General features: G+C 54.8%; 20 protein-coding genes. 14 read left to right on the top strand and 6 right to left on the bottom strand.

Translation table 11 applies throughout. The features are described from left to right. Positions 1 to 18 precede the first annotated feature (18 nt). Positions 19 to 609, bottom strand: coding sequence for a 30S ribosomal protein S7 (locus ACYUBO_RS10580; RefSeq protein ID WP_460374259.1), 591 nt, complete (start codon positions 607 to 609; stop codon positions 19 to 21). 5 nt (positions 610 to 614) lie between these two features. After that, positions 615 to 1,043 (bottom strand): 30S ribosomal protein S12, encoded by a 429-nt coding sequence (locus tag ACYUBO_RS10575; RefSeq protein ID WP_460374256.1) that lies wholly within the window; start codon positions 1,041 to 1,043, stop codon positions 615 to 617. A gap of 166 nt (positions 1,044 to 1,209) precedes the next feature. Between ACYUBO_RS10575 and ACYUBO_RS10570 the strand changes: the two genes are divergently transcribed. The 8 genes from ACYUBO_RS10570 (at position 1,210) to sepS (ending at position 8,877) form a co-directional block, all read left to right on the top strand. Further along, positions 1,210 to 1,614: a 6-pyruvoyl trahydropterin synthase family protein gene (locus ACYUBO_RS10570; RefSeq protein WP_460374253.1), complete on the top strand. Its 405-nt coding sequence runs from the start codon at positions 1,210 to 1,212 to the stop codon at positions 1,612 to 1,614. Positions 1,615 to 1,616: 2 nt separating this feature from the next. After that, on the top strand, positions 1,617 to 2,231 hold the full coding sequence (locus ACYUBO_RS10565; RefSeq protein ID WP_460374250.1) for a 7-carboxy-7-deazaguanine synthase QueE: 615 nt from the start codon (positions 1,617 to 1,619) through the stop codon (positions 2,229 to 2,231). Further along, positions 2,232 to 2,903, top strand: a complete 672-nt coding sequence (gene queC / locus ACYUBO_RS10560; RefSeq protein ID WP_460374248.1) for a 7-cyano-7-deazaguanine synthase QueC — start codon at positions 2,232 to 2,234, stop codon at positions 2,901 to 2,903. After that, positions 2,900 to 3,403: an NUDIX hydrolase gene (locus tag ACYUBO_RS10555; RefSeq protein ID WP_300333625.1), complete on the top strand. Its 504-nt coding sequence runs from the start codon at positions 2,900 to 2,902 to the stop codon at positions 3,401 to 3,403. The genes queC and ACYUBO_RS10555 overlap by 4 nt, the downstream gene beginning before the upstream one ends. Before the next feature lie 69 nt (positions 3,404 to 3,472). Further along, positions 3,473 to 4,750, top strand: coding sequence for a peptide chain release factor aRF-1 (gene prf1 / locus ACYUBO_RS10550; protein WP_460374245.1), 1,278 nt, complete (start codon positions 3,473 to 3,475; stop codon positions 4,748 to 4,750). Continuing rightward, positions 4,750 to 6,417: an arginine--tRNA ligase gene (gene argS / locus ACYUBO_RS10545; RefSeq protein ID WP_460374242.1), complete on the top strand. Its 1,668-nt coding sequence runs from the start codon at positions 4,750 to 4,752 to the stop codon at positions 6,415 to 6,417. The genes prf1 and argS overlap by 1 nt, the downstream gene beginning before the upstream one ends. Beyond that, positions 6,398 to 7,294 carry a 4-demethylwyosine synthase TYW1 gene (twy1, locus tag ACYUBO_RS10540; protein ID WP_460374239.1) on the top strand — a complete coding sequence of 299 codons (897 nt, stop codon included), beginning with the start codon at positions 6,398 to 6,400 and terminating at the stop codon, positions 7,292 to 7,294. Before argS ends, twy1 begins: the two co-directional genes overlap by 20 nt. Continuing rightward, positions 7,291 to 8,877 carry an O-phosphoserine--tRNA ligase gene (gene sepS, locus ACYUBO_RS10535; RefSeq protein WP_460374236.1) on the top strand — a complete coding sequence of 529 codons (1,587 nt, stop codon included), beginning with the start codon at positions 7,291 to 7,293 and terminating at the stop codon, positions 8,875 to 8,877. Before twy1 ends, sepS begins: the two co-directional genes overlap by 4 nt. Before the next feature lie 56 nt (positions 8,878 to 8,933). Here sepS and ACYUBO_RS10530 read toward each other — a convergent pair whose 3' ends face one another. Genes ACYUBO_RS10530 through ACYUBO_RS10515 form a run of 4 tightly spaced genes read right to left on the bottom strand, consistent with a single transcriptional unit; the run spans position 8,934 to position 13,946 of the window. Further along, the gene (locus ACYUBO_RS10530) at positions 8,934 to 9,638 is read right to left on the bottom strand and encodes an ABC transporter permease (protein WP_460374233.1); all 705 of its coding nucleotides are present in this window, start codon (positions 9,636 to 9,638) and stop codon (positions 8,934 to 8,936) included. Beyond that, positions 9,635 to 10,567: an ABC transporter ATP-binding protein gene (locus ACYUBO_RS10525; protein ID WP_460374230.1), complete on the bottom strand. Its 933-nt coding sequence runs from the start codon at positions 10,565 to 10,567 to the stop codon at positions 9,635 to 9,637. Before ACYUBO_RS10525 ends, ACYUBO_RS10530 begins: the two co-directional genes overlap by 4 nt. A 38-nt stretch (positions 10,568 to 10,605) precedes the next feature. Next, complete coding sequence (locus ACYUBO_RS10520) at positions 10,606 to 12,873, bottom strand: DEAD/DEAH box helicase (protein WP_460374228.1); 2,268 nt, start codon at positions 12,871 to 12,873, stop codon at positions 10,606 to 10,608. Beyond that, a complete protein-coding gene (locus ACYUBO_RS10515) occupies positions 12,870 to 13,946 on the bottom strand; it encodes a ribonuclease H-like domain-containing protein (protein WP_460374225.1) in 1,077 nt (358 codons plus the stop codon). Before ACYUBO_RS10515 ends, ACYUBO_RS10520 begins: the two co-directional genes overlap by 4 nt. A 144-nt stretch (positions 13,947 to 14,090) precedes the next feature. On the opposite strand from ACYUBO_RS10515, the gene ACYUBO_RS10510 reads away from it, so the two are divergent. The 6 genes from ACYUBO_RS10510 to malQ are packed head-to-tail and all read left to right on the top strand — an operon-like array spanning position 14,091 to position 23,291. Next, on the top strand, positions 14,091 to 14,870 hold the full coding sequence (locus tag ACYUBO_RS10510) for a TIGR01458 family HAD-type hydrolase (RefSeq protein WP_460374222.1): 780 nt from the start codon (positions 14,091 to 14,093) through the stop codon (positions 14,868 to 14,870). Between the two features lie 39 nt (positions 14,871 to 14,909). Beyond that, entirely contained in the window at positions 14,910 to 16,364 is a 1,455-nt protein-coding gene (locus ACYUBO_RS10505; protein ID WP_460374218.1) for a hypothetical protein, read from the top strand. Further along, the gene (locus tag ACYUBO_RS10500) at positions 16,346 to 17,491 is read left to right on the top strand and encodes a glycosyltransferase family 4 protein (RefSeq protein WP_300329842.1); all 1,146 of its coding nucleotides are present in this window, start codon (positions 16,346 to 16,348) and stop codon (positions 17,489 to 17,491) included. Before ACYUBO_RS10505 ends, ACYUBO_RS10500 begins: the two co-directional genes overlap by 19 nt. A gap of 18 nt (positions 17,492 to 17,509) precedes the next feature. Next, a complete protein-coding gene (glgB, locus tag ACYUBO_RS10495; RefSeq protein WP_460374215.1) occupies positions 17,510 to 19,402 on the top strand; it encodes a 1,4-alpha-glucan branching protein GlgB in 1,893 nt (630 codons plus the stop codon). Next, entirely contained in the window at positions 19,399 to 21,804 is a 2,406-nt protein-coding gene (locus ACYUBO_RS10490; RefSeq protein WP_460374213.1) for a DUF3536 domain-containing protein, read from the top strand. Before glgB ends, ACYUBO_RS10490 begins: the two co-directional genes overlap by 4 nt. After that, positions 21,801 to 23,291: a 4-alpha-glucanotransferase gene (gene malQ, locus ACYUBO_RS10485; protein WP_460374211.1), complete on the top strand. Its 1,491-nt coding sequence runs from the start codon at positions 21,801 to 21,803 to the stop codon at positions 23,289 to 23,291. Before ACYUBO_RS10490 ends, malQ begins: the two co-directional genes overlap by 4 nt. Positions 23,292 to 23,327: the final 36 nt, after the last annotated feature.

Below are 23,327 nucleotides of genomic sequence, written 5' to 3'. Positions count from 1 at the left end.
CACCAAAAAAAGTATTGATTAGCGGGCGGACTTTGCAATCCGCTCGACTTCTTCCTTCTTACCGACAGAGAAACATTTCGAGTCGCCTTTTGATGCGGCGATCAGCTCATCGGCAAGCACCTGGGCTGCTGAGCGCTTCTTTTTGTGGGCTCCCTTCCAGACACCGGTTGCGATATATTTCATTGCGGTGTTTACCCTTCGGATCGGTGCGGTGTCAACAGACTTTGGCACGTTGATACCACCGTACTTCAGACGAACCGTCTCTTCACGGGGTCCGGCATTGGCGACTGCATCGACGAGAACCTGGATCGGGTTCTGCTTGGTCTTTGTGTGGATGATATCGAATGCATCCATCACAATCCTTGTGCAGAGCTGCTTTTTTCCGCTGTTGTGCTCGACCTGCATCAGGCGGTTGATCAGCCGCTCGACGATTGCCATTGAGGATTTGGTGAACTGCTGCTGGGTGAGTCGTCCACAGCTGTGAGGAACAGCCATTGATTTGAAACTCACATACCGCTCAAGGCCGGGATCATTGATGACAACTTCTGATGAGTCCCACTTGTTGAAGAGAAGGACTGCTTTCTGTGTACTCTGTGCTTCTTCGGTCATCCTAATCACCTGCGCGCCTTCTCCTTGCGTCCCATGACAAGCTCGTGGAGACATACATTGTTCACAGCGGTAACGACGAAACGAACTCCCGGGATATCTCCCATGGAACGTCCCATACGTCCGCCGATTCCCTCAATCGTCACTTCATCGTGTTCATCGATGAAGTTGATTGCACCGTCGCCGACTGCAAATGCGGTCACCTGGCGGCCATTTTTGATCAGCTGCACACGGACGCACTTCCTGATGGCAGAGTTTGGCTGTTTTGCCTCAACACCGACCTTTTCGAGGACGATACCGCGGCCCTGAGGCGATCCCTTCAGAGGGTCGGCCTTCAGTTTCAGTTCAAGTGCACGTCGTGCATATTTGGAATCGCTCCAGCGGAACTTTTTTGAGTCGCGCTGGAGTTTTCTCGCTGCAAATTTTCCCTGTCCCATGTATAGACCTCTATTTTCTGGTTTTTGATCCGGTGGATACTCCAGAATCTGGAATACATATTGCGCGGAAGTGTTTTATTATACTATCCGCAAGCCACTCGTTCCTACATTCATGAGTGGTCTCTAATAATAACCTTATACGTTCTCTTCTCCAATGGATAACAACATGTCAGTCCGCATATACAAGGAGGTCCACTTCGATGCAAGCCACCGTCTCCTCAATTATGACGGGAAATGCGCCCGTCTCCATGGCCACCGGTGGCGCACCGAGGTCTGGCTTGAGGGGAATGTGGATGCAGGAACGCAGATCCTGATTGATTATAATTGCATAAAAAAGCTGGTCGAATGCTATGACCACCAGGTGATCCTCAATGTTGATGATCCGATGGTGGAATGCCTCTCGCAGTTCCAGGATGTCGTCACCACGCATGGAGATCCGACAAGCGAACTTCTGACTGTTGAGATTGCCGATATGATCGATGAAGCCTGCCGCTCAATGGGGCTTGACTGCCGGGTTTCAAAGGTGCGGGTCTGGGAGTCTGATGGCTGCTACTCAGAGGTTGAACGCTGAATATGCAGGTCTGTGAGATCTTTCCGAGTCTGCAGGGCGAAGGGAGAAACCAGGGGCTGCGCTGCTGTTTCCTCAGGCTCGCCGGATGCAACCTCAACTGCCGGTGGTGCGATACCCCGGGTGCGCGGGACCCGCATACAGGCGAAGATCTCACTACAGACGATATTCTGCGCCGGATAGAAGAGACCGGAATCCGGTATCTCTGTGTGACGGGGGGGGAGCCGCTCCTCCGGCAGGATGAGCTTCTTCCTCTTCTACAAGAACTCTCTTCCAGAGGGTATACAATCGATATCGAGACGAATGGGACGATCCCCTTTAGGCAGGTTCAGCCATATGCTTCCATCTGCATGGATGTCAAATGCCCGTCATCGGGCGAGCGAAGCGATCTCAGTCTTCTTGCTGATATCAGGCCTACAGATTCGGTCAAATGTGTCGTGGCGGATGATGCGGATCTCGATTATGTTTATGAACAGATCCGATCTATTCCGATCAGGGGTGAGATCTACATCTCGCCTGTCCATGGATCGAATTACAGAGGAATTGCAGAGGTGCTGATGACATGGGATCTTCCCGTCCGTCTCCAGCTCCAGCTTCATAAGCAGATCGGGGTGCAATAAATGAAAGCAGTATGTCTCCTTTCAGGCGGGATGGACTCGGCCACCCTTGCCTACTATGCAAAGAATATGGGATATGATATCCTCCCTCTCCATATCACATATGGCCAGAGGACGGAATCACGGGAACTCGGATGCGCGCAGAGGATTGCCGATCTGCTTGGTGCAGAGCCTCCTGTCGTGATCTCGCTTGACTATTTCAAAGCGTTTGGGGCAAGCAGCCTCACGGATTTTGCAATAGAAGTTGAAACCTATGAAGAGTCCCCCGAAGAGCGCCCGAATACCTATGTTCCCTTCAGGAATGCGAATCTGCTTGCCATCGCCACCAGCTTCTGTGAGGCGAGGGGGGGCGATGCCATCTTCATCGGTGTGCAGGCAGGAGACTATATCGGGTACCCCGATTGCAGGCCGGAATTTATTGAGGCATTCCAGTCGGTCATTAACCTCGGTACGATGTCTGAGAAGCCGATTGCGCTGAATGCTCCGTTTGTCGGGATGAACAAGGCGGAGATCCTGAAGGTGGGTTTTGATCTCTCTGTTCCCTATGAAGAGACCTGGTCATGCTACCAGAATGATGACCTTGCCTGCGGCACCTGTTCGTCCTGCCACTATCGGCTTGAGGCGTTTCGTGCCGTTGGCAGATCTGATCCGATCTCATACCGGAGGCTCCCTTGACGATCATCTACCAGGGAAAGCGCCTCTTTGTTGAGCTGAAGAGCGTCGATCTTCCAAACGGCAGGACAAAGGAGACGATCATCGTCCACCCCGGCGGTGCTGTTGCGATGCTGCCATGCGACGGCGATGACTGTTACCTGATCCGCCAGTTCCGCCCGGCAATTGGCGATTACATCTATGAAGCGCCAGCAGGGACGATGGAGGATGGAGAACTGCCGGAAGAGACGGCATCGCGTGAACTGATCGAGGAGACGCGGATGCGATCTGATGAACTCATCCCCCGTGGTGTCCTCATGACCTCTCCCGGCTTCACCGATGAGGTGATCCACCTGTATGAGGCACGAACCCTTTCACCGGCAGACAACTTCAAGCCCGATGACGATGAGGTGATCGATGTCGTCTGCCTCCCCCGGAAGGAGGCAGAATCTATGGCGCATGATGGGAGGATAATCGATGCTAAGACGATTGCTCTTCTTTTCAGGTGCAGACAGAAGAGATAATGCCCAATAATCATCTTTATTGGAGCAGAAGAACAATAATTACCCATTTTATAATGGTGACATACCCCCATGGCCGAAACAGTACAGACCGAGAAGGATGAGGCACGCCGACGGTACGAGTTCAAGAAGATGCTCGAGCGGCTTCAGGAGAAGGAGGGGAGCGGAACCGAGCTGATCTCCCTCTATATTCCTCCAGATAAGCAGATATACGATGTAACTGCACAGCTCCGCGATGAGTTCGGGCAGTGCGCAAACATCAAGAGCAAGCAGACGAAGACGAATGTGCAGAGCGCCCTATCTTCGATCCTCTCGCGCCTGAAGGGCTATAAATCCCCGCCACCGAATGGGATGGCGGTCTTCTCAGGTGCCGTTAATGTCGGAGGTGACAGGAGCACATTTGAGACAATAATCGTTGAGCCGCCCGAGCCGCTTGGCACCTATATGTACCGGTGCAGCTCGAACTTCGAGCTGGAACCACTCAGGCTGATGCTTGAGGAGAAGTTTGTCTATGGCCTGCTTGTCCTCGATCGCCGTGAATCCTACTGGGGATTCCTCCGTGGCAACCGGATTGAGCCTATCAACGGAACCACCTCGACTGTTCCGGGCAAACAGCGGAAAGGCGGCCAGTCGGCAGCCCGTTTTGAGCGTCTCAGGCTGATCGCAATCAATGAATTCTATAAAAAGGTCGGAGAGCGTGCCAGCGAGACGTTCCTTGCCGAGAAGGATTTCTTCAATCGTTTCAAGGGGCTCCTCATCGGCGGGCCGACCCCCACGAAAGAGGAGTTTGCCGATGGAGACTATCTCCACCACGAGGTGAAGAAGCGGATGATCGGCCTCTTTGATGTCGCTTACACAAACGAGAGCGGACTCGCAGAACTCGTCGATGCCGCCGCCGATGCCCTGAAGGGTGTTGACCTGATGAAGGAGAAGAACATCATGTCAAAGTTCTTCAAGGAGCTCACCAAAGACGACGGGGTTGCGGCATATGGTGAAGCGAGTATCCGGAAGAATCTCGAAGCCGGGTCTGTCGATATCCTCCTCCTCTCAACCAGGCTCCGGGAACTCCGCCTCCTGATCAGGTGCGGTGCATGTAATCATAGTGAGGAGCGGACGATCCAGATCGAGCCGGGGAAGAAGGCTTCTGCTATCGACTTTGGCAACTGCCCGAAATGCACATCCCCCCTCTTCCTTGAGGAAGAAACAGATATCATCGATGAGCTGACGACTCTCGCCGACCAGAGCAACACAAAAGTTGAGATCATCTCGGATGATTTTGAGGAAGGGGCTATGCTCTACAATGCGTTTGGCGGAATTGCTGCGATCCTGCGGTACCGGACGGGGTTATAATGTATCTTGAAACAGTTGAGATGATTGGGCGTGTGCTGATGGCATGCACCGGTGAGGAAGACCCTCTCCTTGTTGATGGCGGCGACCATGCGGATATCGCATCCACGATCGCGTTTGCCTGCGCTAAAAAAGAGAAGAAGTCACCAGCGATCATTGCACAGGATCTTCTGGAGAAGCTGAAAACCCGCCCGGAGATGGATGGCATCTCGGTTGCCGCCACCGGGCCGTACCTGAACTTCACCTTCGGCAGTGACTATGTCGGAAAGTCAGTTCAACTGGCGCGTGAATCCGGGTATGGATCACTTCCAAAACGGCCTGAACGGGTCATGATCGAGCATACCAGTGCAAACCCAAACGGCCCTCTCCATGTCGGCCATATCAGGAACACCATCATCGGTGACACGCTTGCACGGACGTTTCGGAAGGCCGGGTATCCGCTTGAAGTGCAGTACTACGTGAATGATATGGGCCGCCAGATCGCCATTGTCGTCTGGGGTCTTCAGACACTTGGTATTACCCGAAATGACGGCGAGAAGGGCGATCACTTCATTGCCCGCGTCTATATCCAGGCAAACCGCGAGATAGAGAAGGACGAGTCGATCAACCGTGAGATCGAGCGGCTGATGCAGGAGATCGAACGTGGAGGGAAGGATATTGAAAAGGTCTTCCGTGATGCGGTCGATACCTGTCTCGACGGAATTAAGAAGACTCTTGCTGATCTGAATGTGGTGCATGACCGGTATGTCCGGGAGAGCACCTTTGTCAGGATCGGGGATATGCACCGCGTGCTCGATATCCTCTCCCGCATGGATGAGGGAGAAGATGATGGAGAACTCTTCTCCGTGAACCTCTCGGCATATGGGATTGAGAAGAAGTACATCCTCAGGCGTGGCGATGGTACCAGTGTGTATGCTGCCCGGGATCTCGCATACCATGTCTGGAAGAATGCCAACTTTGGCCGGATCATTGATGTTCTGGGAGCGGATCACAAGCTGATCGGAGCCCAGCTCTCCTCGACACTCAGGCTGATGGGTGAGCGTGAACCTGAAATCCTGCATTTCGAGTTTGTCTCCCTGCCGGAAGGGTCGATGAGCACCCGTGCAGGGAAGTTCATCTCCGCAGACGAGCTGATTGAAGAGGTCACCATAAGGGCATTTGAGGAGGTGACGAAACGGAGGCCGGAGCTGACGGAGGAAGAACGGCAGGCAATCGCGGGATCTGTTGCCGTTGGCGCAATCCGGTATGATATCGTCCGGGTCTCCCCAGAGAAGAGCACCGTCTTTGACTGGAAGCAGGCACTTGATTTCGAGCGGCAGAGCGCCCCCTATATCCAGTATGCCCATGCACGGGCCTGCTCGATCCTGGCAAAGGCTGGTGAGTTTGACGGGATCTATGAGTATGAGGATCCCCACGAGGTAGCGCTCGCAAAAGCGATCGCCCGGTTCCCGGCAGTGCTCGATTCTGTGGTCTCGGATCTCCGCCCACATCTCCTCGCCACCTATGTCCGGGATCTTGCGGATCTCTTCAATACCTTCTACCGGTTTGTTCCGGTCTTAAAAGCCGAAGGGAAGAGCCGGGATGCCCGGCTTGCGCTGGTTGACGCAACACGGAACACCCTCAGGGAAGCCCTGCAGACCCTTGGTATCGATGCGCTCGAAAGCATGTGATGCCCTGCGGAAGCAGGGATATCTCTTCTTCTCTCCGGAATCATCAGCCGCGGTAAAGCCCTGCATGTGGAGCAAACGGGCACTTCGCGGCGGGGATATGTGCTATAAACACCAGTTCTACGGGATCGAGAGCCACCGGTGTATCCAGATGACTCCGACACTCCGTTGCAACCAGCGGTGCCTCTTCTGCTGGCGTTCGATGGAGCATGAGGTTGAGAACGAGATCGAACTGACACCTGAAACAATCGTCTCGGGGGCCCAAAAACTCCATAAGAAGGGGCTTGCCGGATACAAGCCGCACCCGGATGTCACCCCGGAGCGGTGGCAGGCGGCTTCCGAAGCCCCGAACCAGGTGGCAATCTCCCTCTCCGGCGAGCCGACCTGCTATTCACAGCTCCCGGCCCTTGTCGATCTCTTCAAAGAGAACGGCTATACCGTCTTTGTCGTCTCAAACGGGACCCGTCCGGAGGTGGTGGAGAAGCTCCATCCGACACAGCTCTATATCTCGCTGGATGCGCCGGATGAGGAGACCTATACGATGCTCTGCCGACCAAAAGGGGATTACTGGGAGCAGGTGCTCCAGAGCCTCTCACTGCTTTCATCCCGGAGATCGGCTGTACGGGTGACGCTGGTGAAGGGATTGAATGATCATTCGCCCGAGGCATATGGGCGGATCATTGCTGATGCCCATCCGGACTTTGTCGAGGTCAAAGGATATATGTATCTTGGATACAGTCGAAGCAGATTATCAATGGATCAGATGCCTGAACATGCCTATGTCCGCTCCTTTGCGGAGAAGATAGCGGAATCAGCAGGGTACCGGATCAGGGACGAGAGTCCGGTATCACGGGTTGTCTGTCTTGAGGAGGATCTATGAAGTTTGATGCAGAAGAGTTCAGGAAACGCTCGAAAGAGGATTTTGAAGGGGCATGGCATGACGGGCCGAAGGTGCTCTCCACACCGCCGGTATCACGGCAGTACCCGCGGTATATGTACCGGCGCGCCCGGCCGCACCCGGTCTTTGATACCATCCAGAAGCTCAGGCAGGCATATCTTTCAATGGGCTTTGATGAGGCGATGAACCCGGTGATCGTCGAGGAACAGGAGGTGTACCGGCAGTTCGGTCCCGAAGCGATGGCTGTTCTGGATCGTGTCTTCTATCTCGGCGGCCTGCCGAGGCCAAATGTCGGGATCGCACGGAAACAGATCGAGGGGATCGAGGGGATCACCGGCAAATCCATTGATTCTGAGAAAGAAGAGGCGCTCCGCACCTGCCTGCATCGGTATAAGAAGGGTGACTTTGATGGCGACGATCTCACCCATGAACTCTCGGTGGTGCTTGACATCGATGATGCGACAGTGGTGCATATCCTCGATTCCGTCTTCCCCGAGTTCCGGGAACTCGCACCGGAGTCATCCCGATCCACCCTCAGATCCCACATGACCTCAGGCTGGTTCATGTCCCTTGGCGAATGCTGGATGAGGAACCCCCACCCGATACGGATGTTCTCGATCGACCGGTGTTTCCGGCGCGAGCAGGAGGAGGGGGCAACCCGGCTGATGAGCTACCATTCGGCATCCTGTATCGTCGCAGGCGAGGATGTCACCCTCGATGAGGGGATGGCGGTTGCAGAAGGCCTCCTCTCAGCCTTCGGATTCACCGACTTTGAGTTTCGGCCTGATGAGAAGCGGTCGAAGTACTACATGCCCGGTACCCAGACTGAGGTGTATGCACGCCACCCGGTGCATGACTGGGTGGAGGTGGCGACCTTTGGGATCTACTCGCCATCCGCACTTGGGGAGTACGGGGTCGGTATCCCGGTGATGAACCTCGGCCTTGGCGTCGAGCGGCTTGCGATGATCCTCCACCAGGCAGATGATGTCAGAAAGCTCAGCTTCGGCCAGTTCTATCCACCGACCCTCACCGATCGGGATCTCGCACGGGCGGTCTCTGTCCGCGAAGAGCCGTCAACAGAGGCAGGCCGCGTCCTTGCACAGGCAATCGCAGCGGTTGCCACAGAACATGCGGCAGTGCCATCCCCCTGCTCGTTCCCCGTCTGGTCAGGCGAGATCGCAGGAACTGCACTCGATGTCACTGTCATTGAGCCGGAAGAGAACTCAAAGCTCCTTGGGCCTGCCTGCGGAAACGAGGTCTTCATCCATGAGAGTGCAATCCTCGGGGTGCCCGATACCGAGAAGTTTGCGAATATCAGGGCAAACGGCATCGAAACCGGCATCAGGTTCATCGATACCGTCGCCCTTCTCGCAGCCGCCCGGATCGAGGAGGCGGCACGGTGCGGGGAAGGGACAACCGTGCAGGTGAAGATGGCAAAACTCCCATCAGACGTGAATATCAAAATCGCCGATCATGCGATGCGCTTTGTCACCGATAACCGGAAGAAGATCGATCTCCGTGGCCCGATCTTCATGACGGTGGAGAGCAGGGTGCGGGAAGAGTAAGAGATCTCTTCGCAGATCCTTACTTTCCAGAGGCAAATCCCCATTTCTTTTTTTAATCACGCTATTGTCCTGACAATACGCTCTTTTGAGAGCCGTCCTGCCCATCTCCTTCCAAGCAGAAGCAGCACGAGCCCGAGAACGAAAAAGAAGAGTTCGTTCTGGATCGTGATCCCGCCTTCAGGGGAGATGAGTGTCTGGAGTGAAAAGATGAGGAAGATGAAGAGGAAGACAAAGCCCATCCCGAGGAACTGGTTCTCCCGCATCCCGAGGTAGAGCTGTGCGGCTCCGATGATACCTGCGGATGCTGCGGCATAGATCGGGAGGATGATTACGAGATGCACCAGCAGAAGCCAGGGGAGGGTGATCCCGACAGGTGAGAAGGCGAAGGCGACTGCCACGGTGATCAGGACAGAGAGGAGCGTCATCCCATATGCTGCTGTTGCGACGCCGAGGACTTTCCCCTCCCAGATCTGCCGGAGGGAGACGGGGGCACAGAGGAGGGTCAGGATCGTTCCGTCCTTCTTCTCCCGGAAGAAGGCATCTGCAGAGAAGAGATATCCCATGAAGATCGCAAGCACCACCGAGAGGCTTGCAAGATGGCCTGCAAGAGCCGTGCCGGGATCGCCTGATATGCCTGCCATGATGCCGAGGGTGGTGAATACCGGGAACCAGATCGCAAAGATGAACGCGGCAATCAGGACTCCCTTGTTGGTGATCGCCTGGAGAAATTCCTTCCGTGCGATCGTACGCAGTTCGTTCATGACGCCTCCTCCCCTGAATGGACATACCTGAGATAGATCTCCTCAAGGTTTGCGGATCGCTTCTTTGCCTCATCGATCCGAAATCCTGCCTCCACGAGGGCAGAGATGAGATCGGCGGCACTTCCATCGCCTGTCAGGGTGCAGATGATTCCCTCTCCCTCCCGCTCCACTCTCTCTACCATCGGAAGGGCATGAACTGCCAGAAGCATATCTTCTGATACCTCTCCTTCCTCAAAGGCGATCCAGATCGATGATTCGTTTCCGGAGGCAGTGAGCCGGGCAACAGAATCCTCTGCCCGGATCTGTCCTCTGGCAAGGATTGCCACACGTGTGCAGATCCGCTGCACCTCATCGAGATGGTGCGAGTTGATGAAGACGGTCATTGCCCCGGATGCAGAGAGGGAGAGGATCAGGTCACGGACCATCCGCTGGGCATCGGGATCGAGGCCGGATGATGGTTCATCAAGGAAGAGGACCTCTGGTTTGTGGAGGATCGCACGTGCGATCCCGAGCTTCCGTTTCATGCCGGTTGAGAATGTACCGACGGGATCATATGCACGGTCATTCAGGCCGATCATCCCGAGCAGCTCATCTACCCTGTGATCCGGATCATCCATCCCATAGAGCAGGGCATAGTACCTGAGGTTCTCGTAGGCACTCTGCCGCTCTGAAAAACCGTTATTCTCAAAGAGCACCCCGATTCGCCGCCGTGCCTCGTCATCTGAACCTAGATCGGCGCCATTCACCGTGGCAGTCCCGCCATCAGGAGTGAGGAGCCCGAGGAGGAGATTGATCGTCGTTGTCTTTCCTGCCCCGTTTGGGCCGAGGTACCCGAAGATCTCCCCCTTCTCAACGGAGAATGATACTTCATCGAGCACCATCCGCCCATCAAAGGATTTCGAGAGGTTCTCTGCCCTGATCGCATGCATGGTACACCACAATGTAAAAAACTATTTACATTTATGGATTATGAAGGCACCGGTTCTGCCCCTTTCATCCTCTCACAAAGAGAACCGAGCAGCACCCCTGCACCTGCCTTGTCGAGCGGCTGGTTATCATTGCCGCATTTTGGCGAGAAGATGCAGGCGGGGCAGCCGTCAGTGCACCGGCACTCGCTGATAATCGCTTCTGCAAGCGAGGCGACCCGGAAAACCAGATCATATGCCTTCTGAGAGAGCCCTGCTCCCCCGATATAGCCGTCATAGATGATGATCGCAGGAGTGCCTGTTGCCGGATGGCAGGCAGTTGAGATACCGCCGATATCATACCGATCACAGATGACAACACCCGGCATTGCCGCGATCAGGGCATGTTCGGCGGCATGGAGGGCGCCATCCGGATCACCGATTCCTCCATCTGCTAACATATTCTCATCAATTGCGATCAGAAGCCCCTGTGTCGGGAAGGAGAGCGGGGGTGCATCAACCTCGGCAGATCCGATCACCCGGTCATACCTGACGATACGAAAGCCATAGAGCTCTTCGGTGACGGTCACCCCGGCAGATGAGATGGTGAAGCCTCCGTGGGAGACGCTCCTTTCAATCGTGCCGACCTCGACACTCTTCCTCATCAGGGGGCGGGTATGGTAATCGACATCGGCTGCCTCAACCCTGATCTGGCGATCCTCACGGTTCACCGACCGCACAATGTAGCTCTCCCCCTGGTGGAGGATGATCGCACCCGGATATGCCTCGCGATATGCCTGTGAATCATCCATCGTCTCGATAAGATACCCGTTATGGGTGATCCGGTATCCACCTGATGCCGATCCCGAGAGGGAGACAAGTTCGGATGCACGGGAGGAGCCGGCATAGACGATCCCCCGCTTCGTTTTTGCCAGAATCTCCTGTTCCATGAGGGTTGCAAGATAGTCGTTCATCTCTGCTCCGAAATACCGGCAGTCAGAATCGCGTATCGGCACCTCGGCTGCCGCACAGAGGAGATGCCCCGAGAGGGCGATCGGGTTTCTGCAGTCGATTGCCGCATGCTCGTATGCAGTCTCAAAGAACCGATCCGGGTGGTGCATGTAGTACTGGTCGATCGGATCGTACCGGGCTACCATCGCGACGATACTCTCTCTTCCGCTCCTTCCGGCACGCCCTGCCTGCTGCCAGAAGGAGAGGGTGGTACCGGGATACCCTGCCATCACCACCGAGTCGAGGGTGCCGATATCCACCCCGAGCTCGAGTGCATTTGTCGATACGATACCCCGGATACTTCCCTCCTTTACTGCTGACTCGATCTCCCGGCGTTCATCTGCGAGATACCCGGCACGGTAGGCACAAATCGTTGTCTCCTGAGCTTGTCCGGCTGGAAATTCTTCGCGGGCCCTGAGCGCAATCACCTCGGCAAGCCGCCGGGACGATGAGAAGCAGATCGTCTGGTACCCCTCGCGTATTGAAGCGGAGAAGAGATCAGTTGTTTCGGAGACGAGAGATGCCGTCGGGTCGCGGGCATAGGGGTTATAGAAGACGATTCTACGCGCATTCTGCGGAGACCCGTCCTCACTGATGAGGCGGCATGCTCTGCCGGTGAGCTGCTCACCAAACTCTCCGGGATTGCCGAGTGTGGCCGTTGCCAGAATGAATGCAGGATTGGCATCATAGAATGCGAGGACACGCAGAAGACGCCGGATCAGAAGGGCGATATGCGAGCCGAAGACCCCCCGGTACCGGTGCGCCTCATCGATCACGATGAAGGAGAGCCCGGCGAAGAAATCTGCCCACTGCCGCCGCCAGGGGAGGATATGGTGTATCTCATGCATATTCGAGATGATGATCCGCGACTGTGCCCTGATGCCGGGGCGGGCATCGCGGGGAGTATCTCCATCATAGACGGCGGGCCGCATACCCCCTCCGATCGCAGCATCGATCTCCTGAAATGCCCGGAGCTGATCACGGGCAAGCGCCTTTGTGGGGTAGAGCAGCAGGGCACGGGCATCGGAATCGGTGAGGAGGCGATCGATGATCGGGAGGGCAAAGGCGAGGGTCTTTCCTGACGCAGTCGGGGTTGCAAGGATGATATCCTCACCATCAGCGAGGGCTTCATATGCCAGGGCCTGGTGGATATAGGGTTTAATCCCCGATTTGGCGAGATACTCTTTCAGGCGGGGGTGAAGCCGATTTGGCACCTCCGCATACTGCGCCTCCCGTCCCGGCAGCGTTTTGATGAAGAGTGCATCATCCGGGTACCCGTACCGTTCCTGAAAGGATCTGAGGAGCGGGGATGTACTCACCCTGCCATCTCCCGGTAGAATCGGAGGAGTTCGATGAGCGAGAGGACATCCTGCCGGTTATGTTTCAGCACCGGGAGAAGGGGGCCCGGATTCTTTGTCCTCCGGTAGATATCGTAGAATTCGGGAACAAGCGCCCCCGGAAGATCTGATCCCCTCTCTATTCCGAGCAGCTCTTCTTCGACCGTGCCGAGGCGGCAGTCGGAAAGCGTACTCCTGTGCATCCTCCGGGTGATATGGAGGAGATCGATCTGGTCCCTGGCAATTTCATGTTCTATACCATAATAGGCGAACCGGTCTGCCAGGTACGGGAGATCAAAGGATCTTCCATTATAACTGATGACTGTTGCATCCTGTGGCACCGAATCTCTCCAGGCAAGGAGTGCGGGGAGCTCCTCGTCGATATCGCGGGCGAGGAACTGATGGAAGGAGATCCGGCCGCCCCTGAGCTCAGCCGATCCGATCAGAAAGACCGGGCGGGAGAATACCCCGAGCGTCTCGATATCCAGAAAACAGAACCGCTCATCCGGCGAGAAAGCGGATGCCATAATGATATCGGGATGTGTCCGGCCGAATCGTTCTGCAATTAACGCCACAACTGCTCCAAAGTCGCCCTCTTCGATGATCCGAAGCACCTCTTCTGCATCTTTTTGGAACCGCCTGATATGGCGGAGATCATGGATTGTCCTGCACCCCTTCCTGATAAGCAGCCGCTCGGTGGCAGGCCCGATACCGGGTATGAGCCTGAGCCTTCTGATCAGGCGGTGCTTTGCTTCTTCCGGATGAAGCGGGAACTGCTGATGGTCATGCTCTTCGGTGATCCTGAGGCAGATCCCCTCATCCGTCTCAATCTCGGTTCCCTTGCAGATATCAGCAAGGTCAGATCCCGCATAGCTCCGGAGGAGTGTATCGCGATTCTCCATGCATCTCTGGTATGCAGATGCGAAGACCGGGGATCGTGCGATATGTGCCCGGAACCGGTTGTCATGATCGATGACGGAATAGCCGGGTGCTGCACTGATCCTCTGCCGCCAGAATGTACCAGCATCCGTAAAGGCACCCGCAGATCGTCCCATATGTACTCATCCGGGTGATCTCAGATAAATCCCTTGAGCGGGGCGTGAAAGTGAACTTCAAACGGCTTATTGCAGAAGAGGAACGAGTATCTTCATGGCGTTTCTCATCTCGCTCCGCGAAGAGGCTGGCTCAGGGGGTATCTTATGCAGATACAGGCACTTCTCATAGATATTGACGGGGTTCTGGCAGTAGGCGGAGTGCCGATCCAGGGCGCACCCGAAGCGATCCGGTGGATTGAAGATCAGGGAATCCCCTATCGGTTCGTTTCAAACTCGACCCAGCGGAGCAGGCGGCAGATTGCGGAGCGGCTCAATAAGGCCGGCTTCTCCATCTCTCCCGATCAGATCGCAACCCCGGTCGTTTCTGCACTCCGGCTTCTTGAAGAGAAAGGTATCAGCGCCTGCCGCCTCCTGATGACCGATGCTGCCAGATCGGAATTTTCCGAGGGGGGCATCACCGAAGCCCCAAATGGCGCAGAAGCCGTGATCGTCGGTGATGCCGGATCAGCCTTTTCCTTCAGCGTCCTGAATGAGGCGTTCCGCGAGATCAATGACGGTGCCCTCTTCATCGCCCTTGAGCGGGACCGGTACTGGATGGCCGAAGATGGACTCACCCTCGCTGCCGGACCGTTTGTCGCGGCACTTGAATACGCAACCGGAAGAACCGCAGTGGTGATGGGTAAGCCCTCGCCTGATGCTTTCCTTTCTGCATGTACGATGATGGGTGTAGAGCCTGGGAAGACTGCGATGATTGGGGACGATATCAGAACAGATGTGGGTGGTGCACAGAACGCAGGGCTTGTTGGCGTGCTGGTAAAAACCGGCAAGTATTCGCCTGTGGCTGCCCGGGAGTCGGGAGTTCAACCGGATATGATCCTGCCTTCAATAGCGTATCTGAAGGAGTTGTTTGCGAGATTTATATGATAAAATATTATATATACTAAACACTCCTTATCCCTCCTCATGCCCGGTGAGGTATCTGGTGTTCCACAGGTCTGCATGAGCTTTGTTCTTCGCCATCAGCAGCGGGTGGATTCCCTTTATATTTTGGGGGTGAAGACAGGTGAACAAGGTCCTTCTTCATTCCCTTCCCCTGATGAAGAGAGACGGATCCGGCACCTTTCGCGTTCCTGTTATATCCCGGCAACAGAATGCCTGATCCGGATGATGGATGAAGGCTTCAGATGCGGCCTGCTGTTGTCTGGTGTCCTCCTTGAATACCTTGAGGGATCTGAGCCGGATCTCTGCGATCTGCTCCGGGATGCCGCCAGCCACAGGCAGGCAGAACTCCTGACCGAATCGTACTATTGCTCTGTAGTGGCTCTCTTCGGGGAGGTTGAGGAGTATCAGCACCAGGTTGAGATGCACCAAAGAGCGATGGAGGACTTTTCCGGACGAAGGCCGGCGATACTGGTTGCAACTGATTCGATATTCAACTGGACGGTGATCACAGCAGCAATGAACATGGGCATCCCGGCTGTCTATACCGATGTGTTTGGGAAAAACACTCCTTTTATAAATCCCCTGAAGAGTTATCAGGCTGGTGGGATGCCTGTTTTAATCAGGCACTGCGAACTTTCGGATGATATCGCCCTTCGGTACGGAGAGGTGGACTGGATACATCATCCCCTCTCTCCTTGTACTTATGCAGGCTGGCTCTCTGCAATCAGGGGGGGTATCGCCCATATCATGGTTGATATGGAGGTTTTTGGCGGCCGCTTCCAGCCAGAAACAGGTATATTCGCATTTCTTGAAGGATTGCCCGCAGCATTCCATGATACTGGCGTACGCAGTATCCTGCCTTCTGAGGCGGTTGCACAGGCCACTTCACCGGATCAGATCCCGGATGAACTGATCGAGAGCGCATCGGTTGCATGGCCGGTCAATATGATGCAATGCACGACTCTTGAGGCTCTCAAGGCTGCGGGACAATGGGTTCCAGACAGAACGACCCTCCGTCGTTTCCAGGCACGTGATCACTTCTCGCAGATGGCAACAACATCAGGATCATGCGGGATGCTGACAGACTACCGGACACAGGCGGATGCATACCGGTACTTTTCTGATTATATCGCGGCTCTTTGCAAATTTGAAGAGGATCAGATCGGTTTTGTCAGGGCAAAGACCGCTGCCCGCATTCTCCGTTGCATTCCCCCAAATCAGGCATTCCACTTCTGCAGCCCATATCACAGGGAGGGCTTCTCTGCCCATTCACTGGAAGAGTTTGTCAAACTTCTCAATGTGGCAACTGATGAATGCATCCTCCACCATTGCGAACGCCTGGATTTTGAACACTGGGTACGGGATGTGATCCATGACGAAAAGCTTGCCGACGCGATCCATCCCCTGACGACTCGTGAGGATATACAGAAAGCAGTTATAGAGAGGGTTCGGTTTCTATGGAATCGCTTAAAATAGCTTTCTTTGCCTGGGAATCCGTCTATACGGAGAAGGTTGGCGGGCTCGCCCCGGCCGCAACATATCTTGCCGAAGAGCTGGCGAAAACACATGAGATTCACTACTTTACGAGAGGTAAAGAGGATTTTACAAGGAATGGCGTACACTTCCACTCACTCTCCCCACACCAGATCGATATTCTCTCCCATTGCAGGGAGATGAGCGAAGAGGCAATCGACCGGTTCCTCGAGTTTGACGACCCTCCCTTTGACCTGCTCCATTTCCATGACTGGCATTTTTACCAGACACTCCGGCAGTTCCAGGACCGGGTAACTGTTCTCACATTCCATTCAACAGAGTATGGAAGAAACGGGGGCTCTTTTGGTGGATGGAAAGAATTCATCGAGATATCCGGGATCGAACAATCGATGGCCTCCCTTGCCCGTGAGATCATAACTGTCTCAAAGGTGATGAAAGTGGAGCTTATGTGGCTCTATGATGTTCCTGATTGGAAGATATCCATCATCCCGAATGGAACAGATCCGTCTCTTTACATGCTGGATGTTGTCCCCGGGCTCATCAAGCAACGATATGGGATCCATAAACTCGCCCCGCTCGTCCTCTTTGTCGGCCGTATCGGATGGCAGAAAGGCCCGGATATACTGCTTGATGCAATCCCGCACGTGCTTGCCAAAAGGGAGGATGTCAGGTTCATCTTCGCAGGCAAAGGTGATATGCTGCCTGCCTTGCAGGAACGATCCCGTGGCCTTCCGGTACAATTTACCGGCTATGTCTCTGATCCCGAACATCTCGAACTCCTGAATGCGGCTGACCTTATCTGTATCCCGAGCAGAAACGAACCTTTCGGCCTCGTGCTCACCGAAGCATGGAGTGCCGGCAAGGGAGTGGTTGCGTCTGATGTGGGCGGCCTCTCGATGAACATCGAGAACCTTGTCGACGGGATCAAGGTACCCCCGGCACCTGATCCGATTGCATGGGCGATCTGCTACTCGCTCAACAATCCGGATTTCCTCATCTCAATGGGGATTGCAGGCAGGCAGAAGGTGATGGATCAGTTTAACTGGAAGAGGGTGACAGAGAAGCTCAACCATGTATATGTGAAGGTGCTTAAGCCTCCACTATGCTGATCCTGGGGGACTATGGTCATGGATAGGAGAAACCTGACCGATTATGATATCTACCTCTTTAAGGAGGGATCACACGCCCGCATCTATGAGTGCCTTGGATCGCATTCCTCACGGGACGGGGTGCACTTCGCAGTCTGGGCTCCCGAAGCCAGAAGCGTATCGGTTATAACAGATCAGAATAACTGGACGCCCGGAATTGATCCCCTCTGCCCTCGGTGGGACAGCTCTGGGGTTTGGGAGGGGTCAGTTGATGAGATTGAGATCGGCTCGATCTACAAGTATGCAATAGAAACATCATCCGGTAAGATACTCTTCAAAGGCGATCCTTTCGCGTTCCAGTGGGAAGAGCCTCCAAAGACTGCCTCCAGGATCACCTCCCTCTCCTATGACTGGGGAGATTGTGCGTGGATGGAGGAGCGCATCTCCATAAATGCTCTTGATACCCCCCTTTCGATCTATGAACTCCATATCGGCTCGTGGCGGCGTGTCCCCGAAGATGGGGGGCGGATGCTCGGGTACCGGGAGATGGCTCCACTCCTCTCAGATTATATCCATGAGATGGGGTTTACCCATGTCGAGTTCCTTCCATTAATGGAACACCCGTTCTATGGATCGTGGGGCTACCAGACAACCGGATACTTCGCGCCCACGGCCCGGTATGGCTCGCCCGAGGATCTGATGTACCTGATCGATCACCTTCACCAGAACAGAATCGGTGTGATTCTGGACTGGGTACCCTCTCATTTCCCCTCGGATTCCCATGCGCTTGCCCTCTTTGACGGGTCGCATTGTTATGAACACGCCGACCCAAAACAGGGGTTCCACCCGGAATGGCAGAGCTGTATCTTTAATTATGGTCGGAACGAGGTTCGTTCCTTCCTCCTCTCCAGTGCCCGGTTCTGGCTTGATCGCTATCACGCAGACGGCCTGAGGGTGGATGGGGTTGCCTCGATGCTCTACCTTGACTATGCACGTCCTTCAGGCGAATGGGTGCCGAACAGGTACGGCGGCAAGGAGAATATGGAGGCAATTTGGTTCCTGCGATTGCTAAATGAGACCGTTTATGCTGAGTTTCCAGATGTGCAGGTGATTGCTGAAGAGTCAACGGCATGGCCGATGGTCACCCGCCCGACTTTTGCAGGGGGACTCGGTTTTGGCCTGAAATGGAATATGGGATGGATGCATGATACGCTTCAGTACATGAAGCGGGATCCGATCCACCGGCGGCACCATCATGATAATCTGACCTTCTCGATCATCTATGCATTCACTGAAAACTATCTCCTTCCACTCTCCCATGATGAGGTGGTCTATGGCAAGGGGTCGCTGATTAAAAAGATGCCCGGCGACTGGTGGCAGCAGTTTGCTAATCTCCGGCTTCTCTATGGATATATGTACACCCATCCGGGGAGAAAGCTCCTCTTCATGGGAGATGAATTTGCCCAGTGGAATGAATGGGATCACGAATCAAGCCTCGACTGGCACCTCCTCTCTGGTGACATGCACAGGGGTATCAGCACATTAGTTGCAGATCTCAACCATCTCTACAGGAGTGAACCCTCACTTCATCGTGCTGATGACAGAAGCGAAGGATTCTCATGGATCGATCACGGCGATTGGGAACAGAGCGTGATTGCCTATCTCAGGAGAGCCGATGCAGAAGCCCCGGTTGCCTGTATCTGCAATTTTACACCTGTTCCCCGGCATGGCTACCGGATCGGCGTGCCTGAAGGGGGTGTCTGGGAGGAGCTGATCAACACCGATTCCGGCTGCTATGGTGGGAGCAACTGCGGGAACAACGGCTCTGTGGTGGCAGATACGTATCCATGGCATGGCTTCCCCTCTTCCCTCTCCCTGACACTCCCGCCGCTTGGAGCCGTCATCCTCAGGCCAGAGAGAGGTGAATCATGAGCCGCTTTGCCTGTATTCATGGCCATTTCTACCAGCCCCCGCGAGAAAACCCCTGGTTCGAGAGGATAGAAGTTCAGGATTCGGCATATCCGTTCCATGACTGGAACGAGCGGATCACCGCCGAATGCTATGCGCCAAACTCCGCTGCCAGGATCCTCGATGAAGATGGCCTGATCACGAGAATCGTGAATAATTATTCGATGATGAGTTTTAATGCGGGTCCGACGCTCCTTTCATGGCTTGAGGATAATCACCCGAATACCTATCTTGCACTCATCGAAGCCGACCATATCGGATCGAATCGTTTCAGGGGGCATGGCCCTGCGATCGCCCAGTGCTACAACCACATGATCATGCCGCTTGCAAACAAACGCGATAAAGAAACCCAGGTCCGCTGGGGTGTAGAGGACTTCCTTGACCGGTTCGGGAGGGAGCCTGAAGGCATGTGGCTCCCTGAAATGGCGGTCGATATGGAGACGCTTCGTATCATGGCAGCTGAAGGCATCCGGTACGTGCTCCTGGAGCCCCACCAGGTGGCCAGGGTGAGAGGACAGAACGGCACCTGGAGCTCTCTTTCCGATGGATGGATCGATCCGAAGGTGCCGTACCGGGTGGATCTGGGAGAAGGGCAGGAGATTGCTGTTTTTCTCAATGATGTCGGAATTGCCCATGAGGTAGCATTTGGCAACCTTCTTGTGGACGGATACAGGCTTTCGGCACGTCTAGCCGGGGCATTTGACGGAAGGGAGGAGGATCAGCTCGTACACTTTGCAATAGACGGAGAAACCTATGGGCATCACTTTCATTTCGGTGAGATGGCACTTGCATACTGTCTCTCACGGCTCGGAGAAGAGGGCATCATTCCAACAATATATGGCGAGTATCTCTCCACTCATCCCCCTCAACATGAGATAGAGATCAGGGAGGATACTGCCTGGAGCTGCCCTCACTCACTTGCCCGCTGGAAGGGCGGATGCACCTGTTCAACAGGCGCCCATCCCGGCTGGTCGCTTGACTGGAGAATGTATCTTCGCCGTGCATTTGATCTCCTCCGCGACCGTGCCTCCATCCATTATGAGAATGTTGCATCCCCGCTCCTCCTGGATCCATGGGCGGCGAGGAATGAATACATCAGTGTCATCAATGACCGGAGCCGGAAGATGCGGGGGGCGTTCCTTGAAAAACACACTTCACGCTCCCTGGATGGTGAAGAACAGGTTCTTGTGCTCGAACTCCTTGAGATGCAACGAAACCTGATGCTGATGTATACCAGCTGCGGTTGGTTCTTTGATGATATCGCGGGAATAGAGGCGATACAGGTGATGTGGTATGCGGCACGGGCACTTCAGCTCTATCGTTCAACAGGTGGTGACGATTCCAAAGATGATCTCCTACAGATCCTTGCTGAAGCGAAATCAAATACCACCGGATTTTCTGACGGCGCCTCGGTATGGCAAAACCGTGTTCTTCCGCATGTTACGGATCTGAGAAAGGTATGCGGACACTTTGCACTCACCTCGCTCTTCTGTCCCTATCCTGATACAAGCATGCACGCAATCTACAGGGTGACCAGGTTTGATGAATGCCAGGAACAGGAAGATCGGCGGAGGATTGCTGTCGGGGTTGCCAGGATCCAGTCACTCCTGACATGTGAATCAAAGGAATTCATCTACGCGGCAGCCTATCCCGGCGGCCCGAATCTTCTTGCCGGTGTTGCGCCATATGCGGGCGGGAAATCATTCTGCGAGATCCGCGATGCGGTATGTGCTGCGTGGCGTGATCCGGCATCTTCATTCTATGATGAGCTCACGCGCTGGTTTGGCGAGGGATGCATCCGGGGGACAGATCTTCTCCGTGATGAAGCCCGCACAATTGTGAGTCTGATCTTAAAAACCAGTATCGGGAGGATTGAAGGTTCATTTCAGGATATCTACAGCCGGTATCTTCCACTGATGGAGTCGATGCATATGCTGGAGATGCCAATACCAGCCGCAATAGCAGTTCCGGTAGGGCATATTCTAAACCGCGACCTTATCGCAGTCCTTGAGAGCGAATACCCCGATCCCGTGGAAATGTCCCGTATTTCCGATGCCATGCTCCGTTTTGCAATACCTCCTGAAAAGGAGAAGATATCGATGGTAGCTGGATCCCGCCTCTGCAATCTTCTTCAGGATCTCCTGGGCAGTCCCGGAGATGCCTCCATTATGGCATCGATACTCGGGATTCTGAATATCATAACTGCCCTCTCCCTCTGCCCGTCTCTCTGGGAGGCTCAGAACGCATTTATTCAATTGAGGGATGCATACATGCCGGTACGGAATGGAAAACTGGTAGATCGCCGGTTCCATTCGCTTCCCGAACAGATAGAGGAGATCGGGCGGTTCCTTGGGGTGAAGATATGAACTCCCGCCGTATGGGAGGGGTTCTCCTTCCGGTATCCGCTCTCCCTTCATCACATGGGATCGGTGACTTCGGCCCTGCTGCGACCGGCTTTATCGATCTCCTCAGGAGCGCCCGCCAGGGAATCTGGCAGGTTCTTCCCCTCCACCCGGTTGGTCCCGATGGTTCGCCGTACTATGCAAACTCCTCTTTTGCAGGAAACCCGCTCCTGATCAGCCCGGCTGCACTTGCGGAGTCCGGCCTCCTGACCCGGGAGGAATGCAGGCAGGCTGAACTGCCAATTGATCAGGTACGCTATTCTGAAGCAGAAGAAGTTCGGAAACTCCTCTTTGGCCGTGCAGTGGAACGGGTTTTGAGAGAAGGTTTTCGGGAGGAAGTAGACGAATTTTCCGCCAGAAACAGGGAATGGCTTCCTGATTATGCCATATTCTGCATCCTGAAAGAACGCCACAATGGTCTGCCCTGGACACTGTGGGATCGCCCTTACCGTATCAGGGACAGACTGGCACTTGGGGAGGCAGAAGAGCGGTACGTGGATACAATCCGTGAGATCGAGGTGATCCAGTGGCTGTTTGAAAAGCAATGGGAGGCGCTCCGATCCCATGCCCGGGCAGGTGGGATTCGGATCATCGGAGATATGCCCATCTACCCGACCCATGACAGTGCGGATGTGTGGGCGCATCAACACCTCTTCTGCCTGGATGCCGATGGCACACCGATCGATGTTGCTGGTGTTCCTCCCGATTACTTCAGCAGAACCGGGCAACGATGGGGCAATCCCCTCTACCGCTGGGAAGAGCACCAGCAGGAGGGATTCTCCTGGTGGCTCTCAAGGATTGGGCGGGCGCTCTCCCTCTACGATCTGGTGCGAATCGATCACTTCCGGGGGCTCTCGGCATACTGGGCAATACCGGATGAGCACCGGACTGCTGTAAAGGGACGCTGGCTCCCCGCCCCGGGAGATGCGCTCATTGATGCCATCAGGAAGAGATATGGGGCTGATACCCTGATTGCCGAGGACCTCGGGCTGATCGATCAACCGGTCCGCACACTGATGGAGAGGGCGAAGATCCCGGGGATGCGGGTTCTCCAGTTTGCTTTTGGCGGGGACACTGACAATCCCCATCTCCCTTTTAACCACCCTGAGAATGCGGTTGCCTATACCGGCACCCATGATAATCCCCCGGTGAAAGGCTGGTTTATAGATGATGCAACCACAGCTGAGCGTTCATACCTCAACCGGTATGCAGGCAGGATAATTGAAAAAGATGAGGTGTCAGATCTCTTCATCAGGCTTGCATTCTCTTCGGTTGCAAGGTATGCGATCATTCCCATCCAGGATCTCCTGAACCTTGGATCGGAAGCGCGTATGAACCGTCCCGGAACCGAAAAAGGGAACTGGCTCTGGCGTCTTCATAAGGACTGGCCTGCTGAAGAGGCCGCCAAACGCCTGCGCCATTATACTGAAACATATGGTCGTCTGGAATGAGAGGATCTGTACAATCACATAAGTACCTGAATCGAT

This window comes from Methanocalculus sp. MC3, assembly GCF_054767395.1.
This window is presented reverse-complemented; position numbering and strand designations above follow the sequence as displayed.